Genomic DNA, 16,201 nt, shown 5'->3' with positions numbered 1-16,201 from the left:
AGTCTCGGCTGTAGCTGTTGTGTATCCCAAAGATACCGAAAAATGAAAGCAATTCACAACTATAGCTTTAAATATCCTTAAAAGTGAGGAGCTGTTGTGTATCCCAAAGATACCGAAAAATGAAAGCAATTCACAACAATATTTCGTCAAGTCCTCCGTTGGTAGCTGTTGTTGTGTATCCCAAAGATACCGAAAAATGAAAGCAATTCACAACTCGTTTTGAGATGACAAAGATTTAACAACAGTTGTTGTGTATCCCAAAGATACCGAAAAATGAAAGCAATTCACAACCCTTACGTCTGCTTAAGGTCTTTTTACGGTGTTGTTGTGTATCCCAAAGATACCGAAAAATGAAAGCAATTCACAACCTTTTTGTTCCGGATCCCAACAAAGCCAAAGTTGTTGTGTATCCCAAAGATACCGAAAAATGAAAGCAATTCACAACGCTTATCTTTTATGAGTTTTTCCGTTCGGAGTTGTTGTACACTTTGAGTGTCTGATTTAAAGCACAATTATGGAAGCCAACAACCGGCAGCCATCACTACTTTAACATTTTTTTAAATACCACAATAACGGCCTCGGCATTATATTTTCTTAAGTATTGGCATAACACCAAAAAAAATAATATTATGTCTAAGAAAATTGCCATTCTGGCGACACACGGTTTCGAAGAAAGTGAATTGAGTTCTCCTAAAGAACATATCGAACAGCATGGCTGGACGGCTCACATTATCAGTCCGGAGAGTGGGAGCATCAAAGCATGGGCAGAGAAAGACTGGGGTAAGGAATATCCTGTAGATAAAACTTTAGATGAGGTTTCAGCTTCTGATTATGATGCACTGGTATTGCCTGGAGGGGTGATCAATCCTGATAAACTGCGTGTCAATGAATCTGCATTAAGTTTTGTAAAAGATTTCTTTCAGCAGCACAAACCGGTAGCAGCCATCTGCCATGGTCCTCAGATTCTCATCAATGCTGAGGTAGTGGAAGGAAGAAAACTGACTTCAGTAAAAAACATCAGTGCAGACCTGAAAAATGCGGGAGCCAACTGGGAAGACAGCGAAGTAGTTGTGGATCAGGGTCTGGTGACAAGCCGTACACCGGAAGACCTTCCAGCCTTTAACGCAAAACTGGTTGAAGAAGTAAAAGAAGGAAAACACAGCGGACAAACCGTTTAAAGTCTTTCAGTTAAAAGAAAAATTCAGCATTCGTTATCCGGATGCTGATTTTTTTGGTTCAAGGTTTAGGATTTAAGGTTTAAGATTTAAGATTCAGATAGTGCGACTTTCGGAGGATTTTTCCACCCGTGTCATCCTGAGCCTGTCGAAGGAAGGGCTGGGGAAGTTAGATGCGGTCATTAATTTAAGATCCAAGATTTAAATAGTACAACTTTCGGAGCATTTTTCCACCCATGTCATCCTGGGCCTGTCGATGGAAGGGTCGGGGAAAGAAAATTGCGATCAATATTTTAAGATTCAAGATTTAGATAGTACAACTTTCGGAGCATTTTTCCACCCATGTCATCCTGAGCCTGTCGAAGGAAGGGCTGGGGGAAGAAAAATGCATTCAACATTTTAAAATTCAAGATTTAGATCGTACAACTTTCGGAGCATTTTTCCATCCATGTCATCCTGAGCCTGTCGAAGGAAGGGCTGGAGATAGAAAAATGCGTTCAATATTAATATTCAGAAAATCAAAAATGAATTGAGTAAATCTTATAACTGCCAGTCAGACACCTCTCTGAGCTTCTCCACGTTACGGCTCTTTGAGTCTTACCAAAAACAGATGAACCCGCTGTATCCTCTGTGTTCAGAACAAATTTACTCATGCTACTTCCCGCAAGTGATCTGCAGTACATTCGCGTTCAGAGGCTGCTCAATTTTACGTTCCAGTTTCTCGGAAAGGACCGTCACATAAATTTCCATGGAGCCTGTTCCCACTTTCAGATCAAGAATATGTCCGCCGTAAGCATTGAACTGATCGTCAGTGGCCACACCATGAATATGAATTGAAGGGCCTTTGTCATTCCACGCAACCGATCCGGTGAGGCTTCCCATTTCTACTTTTCTGAAGGTTTTCGGATTAAACTTTTTCTTCTCAAAATCATAAAAGCCGAACGTGGCATCTGAAGCAAAGCCAATGCCCGTGAAGTTGGCAGAAGGAATATTCTCTGTCTTTGCCAGATTCTCTATGTGTTCGAGTACTTTATCGCCTTCCCGCAGAACCATTAAATATCCTGTGGGTGTTTTGGTGTAGCGGCATATTTCAGTTTTCTGAGCGGTGAGCAGGCTTACCGATGCAACAGAAAACAGAAGAATGGTGTTTTTAAAAATATTCATAGGTTTGGTGTTTGTCTGTTCAATGAAATATCTGCACCAAACTTCTGATTTAGATTCTCCAGGATAAATTAGACATTTACACAAGCTGTGGCTTCATTTCTTTTTCGAGCACTTCAGTCAGGTGATCTCTGTACAGTTTCATGTCACGGTTTATATCTGCATTTTTTTCAACATCGTGAAAGTGAAAACCATCGATTTTTTCTAAAGAAACAAATGCATTCATCCTGTGAAAACCATAGAGCGGACCGTCATCAACACTGGTTTCATAAAAGAATTCTCCGGGAATAGTAAAAGCTGTTTTCGGTGCATTCCAGCTTGTGGTGACCATGTATTTTCTTCCTCCAAGCATGCCGCCTGTACCGTAGTTGATCTCGGGACTGTCAGATTTTCTGCCGTCACTCATGTAAATACCCTTTGCATGACCGGCTGTAAAAACTTCGTCAATATACTTTTTAAAACCGTTCGGCAGCTGAAACCACCAGATTGGCGTATGGTAAATAATCAAATCTGCCCATACAAATTTTTCAACTTCTTCATTTCTGTCGTAATCTTCGCTCACATTGGTGATCTTAACTTCAATATTTCCCAGTGAGTTTAAAACCTGCACTGTATTTTCTGTAACAGTCTGATTGTATTTTCCACCTGAATGTCCGAAGTTCTGTCCGCCGTTGATGATGAGTACTTTTTTCATAATTTTTTAGATTATTTAAATTTATAGTGCAAAGTTATGATGAGAATGGGTATTATTAAAATAATATAATTTATACCTTTGTATTATAATTCTGATGGATGATGGATGATGGATGATGGATGATGGATGATGGATGATGGATGATGAATGATGGGATAAGGTTTTTATTTGGGCAGCTGTTTCCGCCCTCCGTTCCCGCTTTTTTGCTCGTCGTACCTCCTCACAAAAAGAGCTCCACTCAGGTCGGGCTGCATGTAGCCGGGAATCAAAAATTATTTTAAATAGACAGATATTAATTTAAAAGAATGGCCTGTTAATAACGGGATCAACGGTTTGGACAGGCAACAATAAATGACGTGGGATGGTCAATGATGAGTAATGAGTAATAGGTAATGAGTAATGAGCAATGAGTAATTTAAAGTAAACTTATCACCACTAACACTCAACCTTTACCTCAGCCTCAACCTCAGCCTCAACCTCAGCCTTAACCTTAACCTTAACCTCAGCCTCAACCTCAACCTTTAAACCAAACAACTATGGTAAATCTCGAATGGTACCGCACCTTTAAAGCGATTTATAAAACCGGAATGTTAACGGGAGCTGCTGATTCTCTTTTTATTTCTCAGCCGGGCGTAAGTTTGCATCTGAGCTCGCTGGAAGCGTATGTGGGTTACAAACTGTTCGACAGAACGGGAAGAAAAATGATTCCGACCGAAAGAGGGAAGGTCTTATTCAATGCGGTTTCAGAACCACTGTCGAAACTGGAAGAAGTGAAGAAGAATTTTCAGAAGTCCACGGAGAAGAATACACCAACAATCAGCGTGGGAATGTGTTTTGAAACATTTCAGACTACGCTGGAACAGTATGTTTCTACACTGGATTTTAATTTAATCATCAGCTTCGGCGATTATCCAGAAATGCTCGATCAGCTCGATAAAGGAATTCTGGATCTCATCATCACACCCAAAAAAGGTACATCGTCCAATATTTTGCACGAGGCTTTTTCTTCAGAGCAGATTGTTTTGGTAGGAGGAAAAGATGTTGATGTGGATGAATTTAATGAAGTTTTAAAATCAAATGACTTTCTAAGAGTTGAAGAATGGCTGAAGCAGGAAAAATGGTACGGCACGACGGGCGATATGGAGCATCTCTTTCAGTTCTGGCAGCTGAATTTCGGGCATAAACCAAAGTTCAGACCCAACTACATTGTCCCGAATCTCAATTCGATAGTCCGCTGTCTGAAAGGAGGAATCGGGCTGGCTGTAGTTCCCGATTTTCTCTGTAAAAATGAGATAGAATCCGGAGAGGTGAAACTGATCTGGGAAGGAAAACAAAAGCTGGAAAATACACTCTATTTCGGCTGCCGCAAAAATTCAGTATACCAGAACGAGATCGGTCATATCAAAGGTCTGTTCAGAAAAATGATGACTAAAACAGAACAGCTTCCAATCTAATGTAACAGAGAGTCCAGCATCCCGAATCCAGCACCCCGAATCCCGAATCCCGAATCCAGCACCCCGAATCCCGAATCCCGAATCCCGAACCTCGAATCCCGAATCCCGAATCCCGAACCCCGCATCTCGTCAAACCCCCGTCGATATCTCCATCAGAATTCTCCACACATTCATGTGCAGCCATTCATTATAATTCTGAAGATGTTGGTATTGTGGCATTTTTACCGTCGTGGGAATATCAAAAAAGGGAGTTTTTTTCTCCATCGCCTTTTTCGTTTCCTCATACAGATCTTCAAAATACTGAATCTGAAGATCCAGGTCTTTCCGTGAGCCAATGGGGCGCACATGAGCCATCAGGAGGTCATTAAAGCTTAATTTTTTGATTTCATATAAATCTTTCAGCCAGTTTTGTGGACTTGCATCGGGAAGGTAGGCATAAAGTACGCGGTCAGGAACTATAAGGTCAACCGTGAAGACTGCATCGTGCTCAGGAAAACGGAACACAGTCATTCCGCTGCCATGGTTTTTCCCGTAATAGTACAGTTCGATATTTTGTTTCCCCATTTTCAGGGTGTGCTTATTTCCTTTCCATGTTTCGTCAGGGTTAATGACTTCGGGATTGGGAGGGAAATTTTTAAATGCTTCCTCATGGGTCATAAATTTTGCACCTTCTTTTTTATAAATTTCTCCACCCAAATTGTGATCCCAGTGGTTGTGGCTGTAAATCACATATTTTACAGGAAGTTTGGTATGCCTGCGGATAGATTTCATGGTCTCTCTGGCGATATTCCTGCTGATTGGATCGATGACCACAACACCGTCATCTGTAATGTAGTACAGAGAAAAAACGCGGTCTCCCACAAGATAGAGATTGTCTTTGTAGCGATACTCTTTAATCGGCTCCTGAGCAGCAACAGAGAGAAAGAAAGTTGATAAAAAAAAGAATAAGAATTTTAGAAAAATATTTTGCAGACATCATATATTAAAATTTGGATTGGAATCGTGACGGAGATTTATATGTCAGCTAAAATCATTCCGACAAGCCTGTTGTAAAGAGATTTTAAAGTTGAAACTGAATTACGGGATATGGCATTTTGGAAAAAGACACAGATTTATATTGAATGTTCTCATTATGAATTTGTTAAATATGAAAACAAATTTTTAGTTATTCATAAATTATCACTACTTTTGCGTCCGTAAAAATCATTCATGCAAAACATTAGAAATATTGCGATTATCGCACACGTTGACCACGGTAAGACGACTTTGGTTGATAAGATTATTCATGCTACAAACATTTTCAGAGAAAATCAGGAAAGTGGAGAATTAATAATGGATAACAACGATCTTGAAAGAGAAAGAGGAATTACCATTTTATCAAAAAATATTTCTGTTACTTATAAAGACACAAAAATTAACGTAATCGATACGCCTGGTCACGCCGATTTCGGTGGTGAAGTAGAGAGAGTATTGAAAATGGCTGACGGTGTAATCCTTTTGGTGGATGCATTTGAAGGGCCAATGCCTCAGACAAGATTCGTATTGCAGAAAGCTTTGGAATTAGGTCTAAGACCATTGGTTGTAATCAACAAAGTAGACAAACCAAACTGCCGTCCTGAAGAAGTTCACGATCAGGTTTTTGATTTGTTCTTCAACCTTGAAGCTACTGAAGAGCAGTTGGATTTCCCAACATTCTACGGTTCGTCTAAACAGGGATGGTTCAACACTTCACTGGAGCAGACAGACAACATTTTCCCACTATTAGACGGGATTTTACAATATGTACCTGAGCCTAAAGTAGAGGAAGGTAACTTACAAATGCAGATTGTTTCTCTTGATTTCTCTTCTTTCTTAGGAAGAATTGCTATCGGAAAAGTAATCAGAGGTGAGATCAAAGAATCGATGTGGATCGGTCTTGCTCAGGCAGACGGAAAAGTAGTGAAAGGAAAAGTAAAAGAACTTTACGTTTTCGAAGGTCTTGGAAAGAAAAAAGTAACTGAAGTAAAAGCAGGAGATATCTGTGCTGTAGTAGGTTTCGATGCATTCCAGATTGGTGATTCATTCGTAGATATCGAAAACCCTGAACCATTGCCAAGAACGGCTATCGATGAGCCTACCCTGAATATGACGTTCTCAATCAACAACTCTCCTTTCTTCGGTAAAGACGGTAAATATGTTACTTCAAACCACCTGAAAGAAAGATTGACAAAAGAATTAGAGAAAAACTTAGCATTGAGAGTTCAGCAGACTGATGATGCCAACACTTTCCTTGTATTCGGTAGAGGTATTCTTCACTTGTCAGTTTTAATTGAGACAATGAGAAGAGAAGGTTATGAAATGACGATCGGTCAGCCACAGGTTATTTTGAGAGAAGACGAAAACGGACAGAAACTGGAGCCTTATGAGTCTTTGGTTGTAGATGTTCCTGAAGAATTTGCTTCAAGAGTAATCGATTTGGCTACTCAGAGAAAAGGTGACCTTCACATTATGGAAACTAAAGGTGAAATGCAGCACATGGAATTTGAAATTCCTTCAAGAGGTTTGATCGGATTGCGTTCTCAGATGTTGACAGCTACTGCTGGTGAAGCTATTATGGCACACCGTTTCACAGAATACAAGCCTTTCAAAGGTGCTATTCCGGGAAGAAGCAATGGTGTTTTGATTTCTAAAACTCAGGGGCCTGCTACAGAATATTCTATCGCTAAACTTCAGGACAGAGGTAAGTTCTATGTTGATCCGGGCGAGGAAATCTACGCTGGTATGGTAATCGGTGAGCAGAACAAGCCGGGAGATTTGGTAGTAAACATCGTTGAAGCTAAGCAGTTGAACAACATGAGAGCTTCAGGTAAAGATAAAGATACAGGTGTAGCACCGAAAATCTTGTTCTCTCTTGAGGAATGTATGGAATATATTCAGGCTGACGAAGCAATCGAGGTGACTCCAAACTTTATCAGAATGAGAAAGAAAGTACTTTCTGAAGAAGAAAGAAAAAGAATGGAAAGAGGAGCGAAAGCATAATCTGAAATTCATAAATATACCTAAAGCCCTGATTTTTCAGGGCTTTTTTCATTTTTAGACCATTTGTGATAAATGTATTAAAAGTATGGCAGAGCAAAATAAATATGACAGAATCTTCGATTCGTAACTTATCTAGTATTTATGGATCATTAAAAATGACCTAGGAAGAGGAGGCGTTAATAAATTTAGAAGAAATTGCGTTAAGAAATTTCCACTGTTTGAGTGGCGGCTATGATCATCTTAAAATGATACTTCGTCATTTCCGCCCGAGTTTGGAAATTTTAGGAATTACTTTTAAATTTTAGCTGACGCTTTCAAGTCTTGAATTTTTGGTTCTTTTGTTTCAAGACAAAAGAACTGAGGACTTCGCGGCTAAATTTTTGTACTGAATATGAAATGTTCAGATCAAAATCAATACTCTTAATATTAATCACCCTTTCATTCATCATCTCTTGTGATGGATTAAAAATTCCTAAAAATGTTTTCGAAACCTCTGAACGTGCAAAATACGAGCGCAGCTTTTCAGGAGCCGACAGCCTGTTGACTCAGTGGAAAGCAAGTTTCTCTTCAGCTTCAGCCAGTCAGCTTAAAATTAAAGATGGAACGTCACTGCTGATAAATTCAGATCAGTTAAAATCCGATGCTGTAGGTTATTTAATGGATTTGAAAAAAGGAGATTTGCTCCTTGTCGAAACTGAATCAACCCTTCCAGATAAAAAGATCTTTGTCGATTTACTGGATCCAGCTTCACGATCAGAAATGATGAAATCGCAGATCATTGAAGATAATCTATTCTCAAAACCAGTTGAGACTGACGGTTTACATAAAATTATTGTACAGCCAGAAATTGGCTACGGAAGTCAGCTTAAAATAAAAATCTACACTCAGCCCTCACTTCAGTTTCCTGTAGCAGGAAAAGGAAATAAAAATGTTCAGAGTTTCTGGGGAGCCAGCCGTGACGGTGGTGGCAGAAGTCATGAAGGAGTTGATATTTTTGCGCCTAAAGGAACGCCCGTGGTTGCAGTTGCTGATGGCTACATCACCCGAACCGGAAATCAGGGGTTGGGAGGAAAGCAGGTTTGGCTTCGCGATGATGAGGTTGGCAATTCCCATTATTACGCCCATCTCGACAGTATTCTTACTGAAGGCGGTAGAAAAGTAAAAACCGGCGATACGCTCGGTTTGGTAGGGAATACAGGAAACGCGGCAGGAGGAGCAACCCATCTGCATTTTGGAATTTATTCCACAGGCGGTGCGGTAGATCCCTATCCATTCATTCGCGAACGTTCAGTTCCAAAATTTATCGCACCAAACACTTCAGAAAAATTTTCAGGAAAATATCTTAAGTCTGGAAGCAGTCTAAGGTCAGGTCCTGGCACCGAATACGATGTCCTATCAACGGTCAGTTCTAAAGTACAGATAACAGTGATTGCAGTTCATGGAATCTGGTCTCATGTAAAAACTATGGACGGAAGGGAAGGATTTGTAAAAAACAGTCAGATTGAGAAATAACTGCAGTAAATTTTAATCTTAGCCATATAAAATAATTTATACAGACATATAAGAATATATGATATGCTTATATATATAAGATAGATTCAAAAATAATGTTGTTGTTGGAAAAAAAGACTTGGTGAGAAAATGTGGTAACTCTAACCGGCAAGAAAAAATTATCCATTTAAGATTCTGACACTTAAAAATAATTCCTATTTTTGGGAACAATTAATTTTTAACCTAAATGGTCAACCTATATTGGAATATGACACAAAAATAGAAATGAAAATAAAAAAAATAGTATTCAGCATATTTGCCGCTCTTATTGTAATGATTTCAATATTCCTTTATATGAATAAGGATAAATTTGTCTATGTAGGTTCAGTAGATATTATTGAAGTTGATTGTAGCAAAAAACGTCAGATCCTGAGCGAAGTTTTCGAAAGTGACCAAAAGATTAGAAAATCAAATGAACTCATGAAATACGCTAAAGAAGATCACAGGAATCAGGAATTAGTGATTAGCATTATTGAAAAGTGTGGTATGCCGACATTAAAAGAGGTGGATCAAAAACAAATGGATGCAATCTGGTTGGGACTTCAACACAGTACTGAAGAAATCAGAAAAAAGTATTTTCCACAAATAGAAAAAGCGGTTAAAAATGGAGACTTATCTAAAGGACAGTATGCATTGATGAAAGACAGGATGTTAATGGACGAAGGAAAGCCCCAAATATATGGTTCACAAATAAAAAATGGTAAACTGTACACATTAGAAAATCCTGAAACTGTGAACGAAAGAAGAGAAGAAATGGGAATGGAACCATTAGAGGATTATTTAAAGAATTTCAATATTCAGTTCAATCCGAATTAAAAACAACTGTTTTTTTAATCATTTTTCCTTTAAACTGATGATAATTGGCATGTCCAAATCTACAAATTTGCTAACTTACTATAGTTTTATCCAGATCAATATAATTTGCGGTGATTTCTCCTAAAGTTTGATTATTAAACAGTTTATCATTGAAAACATTGATTATTTATCATCGTTTTAAATCCTGTAAATTAAATTTTAACAAATACATTTTCTCTTTTGTACTAACTAACACTCGTTAGCTTTGATAAAATTTGTATGTTTGGAAACGAAGCAATAAGAGCTTCGTAGATAAATTTACGATATGAAAAGGGGAATATTCTTTAAAAGCATTTTTGCCGCAACTTTGTTGAGTGTATCTGCAACAGCAACTGCGCAACAAAATACATCAGACCAAACCATTAATGATTCACTGGCAAAATCAAAACCCGTCGTTGCCGCCCAGCCTCAGGAAGGAAAAGTGAAAGTTGATTTTTACGGCTTTATCAGAAATGATATTTTTTATGATACGAGGCAGAACATCGGTGCAGGAGAAAATATCGTTCCGCTTTATCCGAGAGACCGTGCTTTGGATGTAAATGGTGAAGATATCAATGATTCTCCGAAATTCCACATGTTGTCTGTAGTTTCCAGAGCGGGAATCAATGTGAAAGGTCCGGATGTTCTGGGAGCAAAGACCGCCGGGATTCTCGAAGGTGAATTTTTTGGAGCCACAGAAGGTGGAATCAATGAATTCCGTCTGAGACATGCCTACATCACTTTAGACTGGGAAAAAACGCAATTGGGAGTAGGGCAGTACTGGCATCCGATGGTAATCCTGGACTGTCTTCCAAACGTGGTGAATTACAGTACAGGTTCGCCCATTTTTGCATTAAACAGAAATCCACAGGTAAGACTGACGCATAAGCTATCAGATCAGTTTAAAGTAATTGCCGCCATCAACTCTCAGCGTGACTTTACGCCAAACACTGCACCTTACCGTGACAGCGGAATGCCGTCCACCCATTTACAGTTTCAATACAAATCATCAAAATTCGTAGCCGGAATTGCCGGACAGTACGAAGAGCTTAGACCACAGCTTTCTTCAGGTACACCACCCATCGTGAACAATAACCGTGTGAAAAGTTTTACTGCAATGGCTTACGCAAAGGCAATTACAAAACCTTTAACGATCAGCGCATCTGCGATGATAGGTCAAAATGCTGCTTCATTGGTAATGCTCGGTGGCTTCGTGGGATACGCAGCTCCAGGGCAGGCAGATATTTTCAGAACCATGAACACAAGAAGTGCATGGATCGATTTTCAGCAAACCACGACTAAAAAAGTAGCGTTCGGACTTTTCGCAGGCTATGTGAAAAATATGGGAGCTGATAATCCTGTTGAAGGTAGAGTGGCGACAACTTATGGCGTAACGTCATCTTGGGGAGCAATATCTGCAACGCCGGGCGGCAGAAGTGTTGATCATTTATGGAGAGTGGTTCCGCGTGTGGACTGGGTTTTGAGCAAGGCAATCCGCCTGAGATTTGAGGTTGAAAATACCGTCGCAACCTGGGGCGATGCACAGCCCAGTGGAAGAGGTATAGGAAATGAATTCAATGCAAGAAACAACCGCTTCCACGTGGCAACTTTCTTTATGTTTTAAGAGTATTTTAAATTTAAATAAAAAACTAATTATATGGATAATACAATACAACAGCCCAAAAACAATATCCTCACAGTGATCATCGCCTCTTCGGCAGGAACGTTGATTGAATGGTACGACATGTTTTTGGCGATTATTCTGGCGGGTGCACTTTCGGTAAATCTTTTTCCGGCTGATGGGTCTTCGCATTTTCTTGAAACTTTGGCGGTGGTCGCTTCATCATTTATGTTCAGACCCATTGGTTCATTGATTTTCGGAAATATCGGAGATAAAATCGGAAGAAAATACTCATTTCTTCTTTCGTTAATTCTGATGGGAGCTTCAACTTTTCTGATTGGATGTATTCCGAACTTCCAAAGCATTGGCTGGGCAGCTCCCATTCTGCTTTTGGTTTGCAGGCTGATGCAGGGATTGGCAATCAGTGGTGAATATGCAGGTGCGGTAATTTACGTCGCAGAACACGCTCCGGCCAACAGAAGAGGATTTTATACAGGATTTATTCAGGCAACAGTTCCTATCGGACTTTTGGTCTGTTTAAGTGTGATTTTCGTTACGAGAACCGTGATGTCTGAAACCGATTTTAATAATTTTGGATGGAGAATTCCTTTCCTTTTAAGTTCTGTTTTGGTTTTACTCAGTTATTTTGCCAGAAAAAAACTTCATGAAAGTCCGGTTTTTGAAGAGCTTAAAAAAGCAGGAAAAACAAGTAAGGCTCCGGTAAAAGAAGCGTTTACCACAAAAGGGAACGTGAAGTTAATGCTGAAGGCCATCTTCGGAGGTAACGCGGCACAGAGTTCAGTGATGCAGACCAGTTTATTTGTGACACTTTTCTTTATGCAGCGAGCTGTAAAGATTGAGGAGACCACGGTTTTACTGATTACTGGTGTGGTAACACTTTGCAGTGCTTATTTTTATCAGTATTTCGGAGCCTTAAGTGATAGAATAGGTCGTAAAAAAGTACTGAATGGCGGTTTAATTTCAAGTTTAATTTTAATTCCGGTCTCATTCTACCTCTTTATGCAGATCGGGAATCCGGATGGTCTTACTGAAGTTCATTCCATCAGCACTGAAGCAACCTTAAAGATTATGGGCATCAGTTTCCTATTATCTGTTGCGGGAGCAGCTACTTATGGGCCTTTGGGAGCATTTATGCTGGAGATTTTCCCGACCAAAATCCGTTATACCAGTATGGGATTTGCCCAGAATATGGGAAATGGTTTCATTGGTGGAGCAACAACTTTTGTGACCGAATTTATCAAAACATCTTTTGTGGTCAGTGCTTTTATGGCACCGTTTATTGGGCTCGTTTATCCAATATTTCTGGTGGTTCTGGCGATTATTGTCAACGTTTTGTTTATTCCTGAAACGTATAAAACTGATCTGACAGAAGAGGAAAATGTAGATACTTCCAATGCCCGAAACGCAGGCGATAGTCTTTCCGAAGTTTAAATTAATTTAATTTTCATACTAAAATTAAAGTGCAGTATTTTTCTGCACTTTTTTTGTTTTTAAAAAAATCCGCATTCAGATTCTTTAAAATTATCTTTATATCATTAGTTTTGTGTTTTATCAACTTAGAAATTCTTCCTCAGAATTAATTATGAAATCGCCATGATTTGCGAAGACGAGCACGGATGAAGATAGCGATTCCATAGGATCAATAAAAAACAATAGATAAATGCATACGAAAATCTCTACAGTAAAATTAGTCACGATATTAGGTCTGTCTGCCACTTTGGGTATTTCCTGTGCTGCGAAAAACAGTGCAGTTAAAACGACACCTTCAAAAGCAGTAAAGCCTGTTAAAAATATTTCAAAACCCTCAGATTCTGTCACACTTAATATTCCTCCAAAAGCCGTTGAAGAAGATTTAAAAGTAAATCTTCCGACCATCAAACGCGAATTCCGTGGTGCGTGGATTGCCAGTGTAGCCAACATCAACTGGCCTTCAAGAAATAATCTTTCCGTGGATCAGCAAAAAGCTGAAGCGATTAATATGCTGAATATGCTTCAGGAGAATAATTTCAATGCGGTGATTTTTCAGGCCCGTCCATCTGCAGATGCTTTGTATACAAGCGAACTGGAGCCGTGGTCGTATTTTCTGACAGGAAAAACAGGTGAACCGCCTTATCCAAACTATGATCCTCTACAGTTCTGGATTGAAGAATCCCACAAACGGGGAATGGAACTGCATGTCTGGCTTAATCCTTACAGGGCACATCATTCCAACGGTGGAGCAGTTACCAGTCTGTCGATGGCCAGTAAATTATCAGATATTACCATCAGATTAAAAAACGGAATGTACTGGTTTGATCCTGCCAACCCGAAAACGCAGTCTCATGTTTCAAATGTTGTGAAAGATATTGTGAAAAGATATGACCTGGATGCCATTCATTTTGATGATTATTTTTATCCTTATGCCACTTATAATAATGGAAGAGATTTTCCGGATTCCGCAAGCTGGAATGCTTATGTAAATTCTGGCGGAACACTTACACGGGCAGACTGGAGAAGAGATAGTGTAAATCAGTTTGTAGAAAGAATTTATAAGGAAATTCATGCCGAGAAAAGTCACGTCCGTTTTGGGATCAGCCCATTTGGAATCTGGAAGCCAGGCTATCCTGCAGGAATAGTGGGATCTTCGCAGTATGACGAACTGTTTGCTGATGCTAAATTATGGTTAAACAAAGGCTGGGTAGATTATTTTTCACCTCAGTTGTACTGGCCGGTTGAATCAAAAGGGCAGGCTTTTGGGCCGCTTCTCGAATGGTGGAAATCTGAAAATACCATGAACCGACACCTTTGGCCGGGATTGAATACCGTTGAGGTAAAAGTATCAGACCGTCCGACAGAAATAAAAAATCAGATTGAACTGTCCAGACAGATTTTGGGGAACGATGCAGGAGAAATCCACTGGAGCATCGCAGGTCTTACCAAAAATGCCAACATGTTGCCCACTCTTAAAAACGGTCCGTACGCCGAAAAAGCATTAGTCCCGAAAAGCCCATGGATAAAAACAGTTCCCGTAGAAAAACCTACACTTTTCATCAATGACCTTGGTTCAGTAATCAATGCTTCGTGGAGTTCAAAAAAAATAGCTTCCGTTTCACAATGGGTGCTTTTCAGGCAATACAACGGCGTTTGGGAGACTGAAATTCTTACTTTGGAAAATCTCTCACAACAAATTCCAAAAACTAAAAATGGTAAAATCCTGAATGCGGTGGCAATAAAAGCAATTGACCGTTTAGGTAACGAAAGCGATTACTTTGCTAAAGCTATTGGTAAAAAATAATACATGAACTCAGGGTTTTCTCTGAGTTTTTTGTTTAAATGAAATAAGTTGCATTCAGGCAAACTGCTATGAAATATTGAGTTTTTACCAGATAATTTTGCGCAAAACTTTAATTGAGGAAATACCTGAGATTAGCAGTGAAACGGAATGTTATAAACTTTCATTTCTACAAAATCTTTCACTTTCTTTTTTTTAAAATTCAAAACTTGAAACTGAATTGTCTAATTTTTTAAATTCTTAGTTTGGCATATCATTCTTATTAGTATTTCGACAGCGATTCAGATATAGCTCACGCATCGAAGCAAAAATTTAATAGAATTATATATGATAAGCCTCGCAGAATATTCGATCGAAGCGCTTTATCACAATTTTGGCAAACACTTATTTGTGCTATTGATTTTTATAATTAATTATTTCCGGATTATTACTGGAATATATAACTTGCACTTCATCTCCAAGTTTGAGATTTTTTTCATTTCGTAAGTTTGTACTGTTTTTACTACTGTTGTAATAAAAATAGATATACTGATTATCTTTCATATCTTTTCTGATTTCTTTCACTATTATTTTTTCCACCTTCCCATATTTCGTAAGTTCATAAATTTCATATCTATTCATAGATTTTATTAACACAATAATTGTTAGGACTAAGATGGTAAAAGCAATTAAAGTCATCGAGTTTTTGAATTTAGTTGCCTGTTTAGTTCCTATTTCGTTTTGATACATTTCATTCGAAATTAAATCAATAGGACCTATAAAGTTTTGAGTTTTAATTTTTATAATAAATTTTCTTATTATCAGAATACTTAGATACAAAATTCCAATCCAGCTAAAGCCAACACTCGTCAATAATAAAAACGATTCTTTCTTTAAGAAAGATAAATTTAGATTATCCGTCCACCAAAAATTTAAAGCAATAGAAAGCCCAGTCGCATTTAATATAATGTACAAAACTAAATATGTTAATACAGCTCTAGAGTTCATTCAAAATTTAGTTTTCTTTTTATAACGTATTTCTACTAAAATTCGGATTGACGCAACGCATAGATCAAAACTATTATTCATTAAAAATAATTAAATAAACGCAAGCTGCAAATTTTAATTTTATTTATAATTTTTTGGATATCCAATATTGAAATATAGTAGTTTTACCAATTTATTTGTCATTCCGAAGAAACCTAATTTGCTTTATTTTCAGTGTGTAATAACAAAATGACTGCTGGCTTTATTGTTAATGATGAAAATGAATTACAGTCTAATTTTAAATAGGTAATGCTCAAAGTCGGTTTGAAAGAATGTCAATCAATTGTTTCACAAAAACATCGTAGTTTCGCAGCATTCAATATTAAAACCTGAAAACCAGTGAAGTCTGATTCAAAAAATAAAATATTCAAAAGA

12 protein-coding genes are annotated in these 16,201 nt (G+C 38.4%); 8 read left to right on the top strand and 4 right to left on the bottom strand.

Annotation, left to right across the window (positions count from 1 at the left end; translation table 11 throughout):
- Positions 1 to 629 precede the first annotated feature (629 nt).
- Entirely contained in the window at positions 630 to 1,178 is a 549-nt protein-coding gene (locus tag ASG21_RS19640; protein ID WP_056084951.1) for a type 1 glutamine amidotransferase domain-containing protein, read from the top strand.
- Positions 1,179 to 1,829: 651 nt separating this feature from the next.
- Here the strand turns inward: ASG21_RS19640 and ASG21_RS19635 are convergent.
- Entirely contained in the window at positions 1,830 to 2,339 is a 510-nt protein-coding gene (locus tag ASG21_RS19635) for a PPC domain-containing DNA-binding protein (protein ID WP_056084944.1), read from the bottom strand.
- Between the two features lie 76 nt (positions 2,340 to 2,415).
- A complete protein-coding gene (locus tag ASG21_RS19630; RefSeq protein WP_056084942.1) occupies positions 2,416 to 3,030 on the bottom strand; it encodes an NAD(P)H-dependent oxidoreductase in 615 nt (204 codons plus the stop codon).
- A 536-nt stretch (positions 3,031 to 3,566) separates the two neighbouring features.
- Between ASG21_RS19630 and ASG21_RS19625 the strand changes: the two genes are divergently transcribed.
- Positions 3,567 to 4,484 (top strand): LysR family transcriptional regulator, encoded by a 918-nt coding sequence (locus tag ASG21_RS19625; RefSeq protein ID WP_056084939.1) that lies wholly within the window; start codon positions 3,567 to 3,569, stop codon positions 4,482 to 4,484.
- 129 nt (positions 4,485 to 4,613) lie between these two features.
- Here ASG21_RS19625 and ASG21_RS19620 read toward each other — a convergent pair whose 3' ends face one another.
- Positions 4,614 to 5,345, bottom strand: coding sequence for an MBL fold metallo-hydrolase (locus ASG21_RS19620; RefSeq protein WP_056084936.1), 732 nt, complete (start codon positions 5,343 to 5,345; stop codon positions 4,614 to 4,616).
- A 348-nt stretch (positions 5,346 to 5,693) separates the two neighbouring features.
- On the opposite strand from ASG21_RS19620, the gene typA reads away from it, so the two are divergent.
- The 6 genes from typA to ASG21_RS19590 all read left to right on the top strand — a co-directional run bounded on the left by typA (position 5,694) and on the right by ASG21_RS19590 (position 14,803).
- The gene (gene typA / locus ASG21_RS19615; protein ID WP_056084933.1) at positions 5,694 to 7,502 is read left to right on the top strand and encodes a translational GTPase TypA; all 1,809 of its coding nucleotides are present in this window, start codon (positions 5,694 to 5,696) and stop codon (positions 7,500 to 7,502) included.
- A 396-nt stretch (positions 7,503 to 7,898) separates the two neighbouring features.
- Positions 7,899 to 9,014 carry a M23 family metallopeptidase gene (locus tag ASG21_RS19610; RefSeq protein ID WP_056084930.1) on the top strand — a complete coding sequence of 372 codons (1,116 nt, stop codon included), beginning with the start codon at positions 7,899 to 7,901 and terminating at the stop codon, positions 9,012 to 9,014.
- A gap of 264 nt (positions 9,015 to 9,278) precedes the next feature.
- On the top strand, positions 9,279 to 9,869 hold the full coding sequence (locus ASG21_RS19605; RefSeq protein ID WP_128414376.1) for a DUF6624 domain-containing protein: 591 nt from the start codon (positions 9,279 to 9,281) through the stop codon (positions 9,867 to 9,869).
- 304 nt (positions 9,870 to 10,173) lie between these two features.
- Positions 10,174 to 11,511, top strand: a complete 1,338-nt coding sequence (locus ASG21_RS19600; protein WP_185113750.1) for a DcaP family trimeric outer membrane transporter — start codon at positions 10,174 to 10,176, stop codon at positions 11,509 to 11,511.
- A 33-nt stretch (positions 11,512 to 11,544) separates the two neighbouring features.
- Entirely contained in the window at positions 11,545 to 12,960 is a 1,416-nt protein-coding gene (locus ASG21_RS19595) for an MFS transporter (protein WP_056084923.1), read from the top strand.
- Positions 12,961 to 13,189: 229 nt separating this feature from the next.
- The gene (locus ASG21_RS19590; protein ID WP_056084919.1) at positions 13,190 to 14,803 is read left to right on the top strand and encodes a family 10 glycosylhydrolase; all 1,614 of its coding nucleotides are present in this window, start codon (positions 13,190 to 13,192) and stop codon (positions 14,801 to 14,803) included.
- 390 nt (positions 14,804 to 15,193) lie between these two features.
- Here the strand turns inward: ASG21_RS19590 and ASG21_RS19585 are convergent, their stop codons facing one another.
- The gene (locus tag ASG21_RS19585; protein ID WP_056084916.1) at positions 15,194 to 15,787 is read right to left on the bottom strand and encodes a hypothetical protein; all 594 of its coding nucleotides are present in this window, start codon (positions 15,785 to 15,787) and stop codon (positions 15,194 to 15,196) included.
- Positions 15,788 to 16,201: the final 414 nt, after the last annotated feature.

Origin of the sequence: Chryseobacterium sp. Leaf394 (genome assembly GCF_001424105.1) — a bacterium.
Lineage (GTDB): Bacteria > Bacteroidota > Bacteroidia > Flavobacteriales > Weeksellaceae > Chryseobacterium.
This window is presented reverse-complemented; position numbering and strand designations above follow the sequence as displayed.

Coding starts and splice junctions, on each gene's coding strand:
- ASG21_RS19640 (WP_056084951.1), top strand. CDS start 630: ATGTCTAAGAAAATTGCCATTCTGGCGACACACGGTTTCGAAGAAAGT.
- ASG21_RS19635 (WP_056084944.1), bottom strand. CDS start 2,339: ATGAATATTTTTAAAAACACCATTCTTCTGTTTTCTGTTGCATCGGTA.
- ASG21_RS19630 (WP_056084942.1), bottom strand. CDS start 3,030: ATGAAAAAAGTACTCATCATCAACGGCGGACAGAACTTCGGACATTCA.
- ASG21_RS19625 (WP_056084939.1), top strand. CDS start 3,567: ATGGTAAATCTCGAATGGTACCGCACCTTTAAAGCGATTTATAAAACC.
- typA (WP_056084933.1), top strand. CDS start 5,694: ATGCAAAACATTAGAAATATTGCGATTATCGCACACGTTGACCACGGT.
- ASG21_RS19610 (WP_056084930.1), top strand. CDS start 7,899: ATGTTCAGATCAAAATCAATACTCTTAATATTAATCACCCTTTCATTC.
- ASG21_RS19605 (WP_128414376.1), top strand. CDS start 9,279: ATGAAAATAAAAAAAATAGTATTCAGCATATTTGCCGCTCTTATTGTA.
- ASG21_RS19600 (WP_185113750.1), top strand. CDS start 10,174: ATGAAAAGGGGAATATTCTTTAAAAGCATTTTTGCCGCAACTTTGTTG.
- ASG21_RS19595 (WP_056084923.1), top strand. CDS start 11,545: ATGGATAATACAATACAACAGCCCAAAAACAATATCCTCACAGTGATC.
- ASG21_RS19590 (WP_056084919.1), top strand. CDS start 13,190: ATGCATACGAAAATCTCTACAGTAAAATTAGTCACGATATTAGGTCTG.
- ASG21_RS19585 (WP_056084916.1), bottom strand. CDS start 15,787: ATGAACTCTAGAGCTGTATTAACATATTTAGTTTTGTACATTATATTA.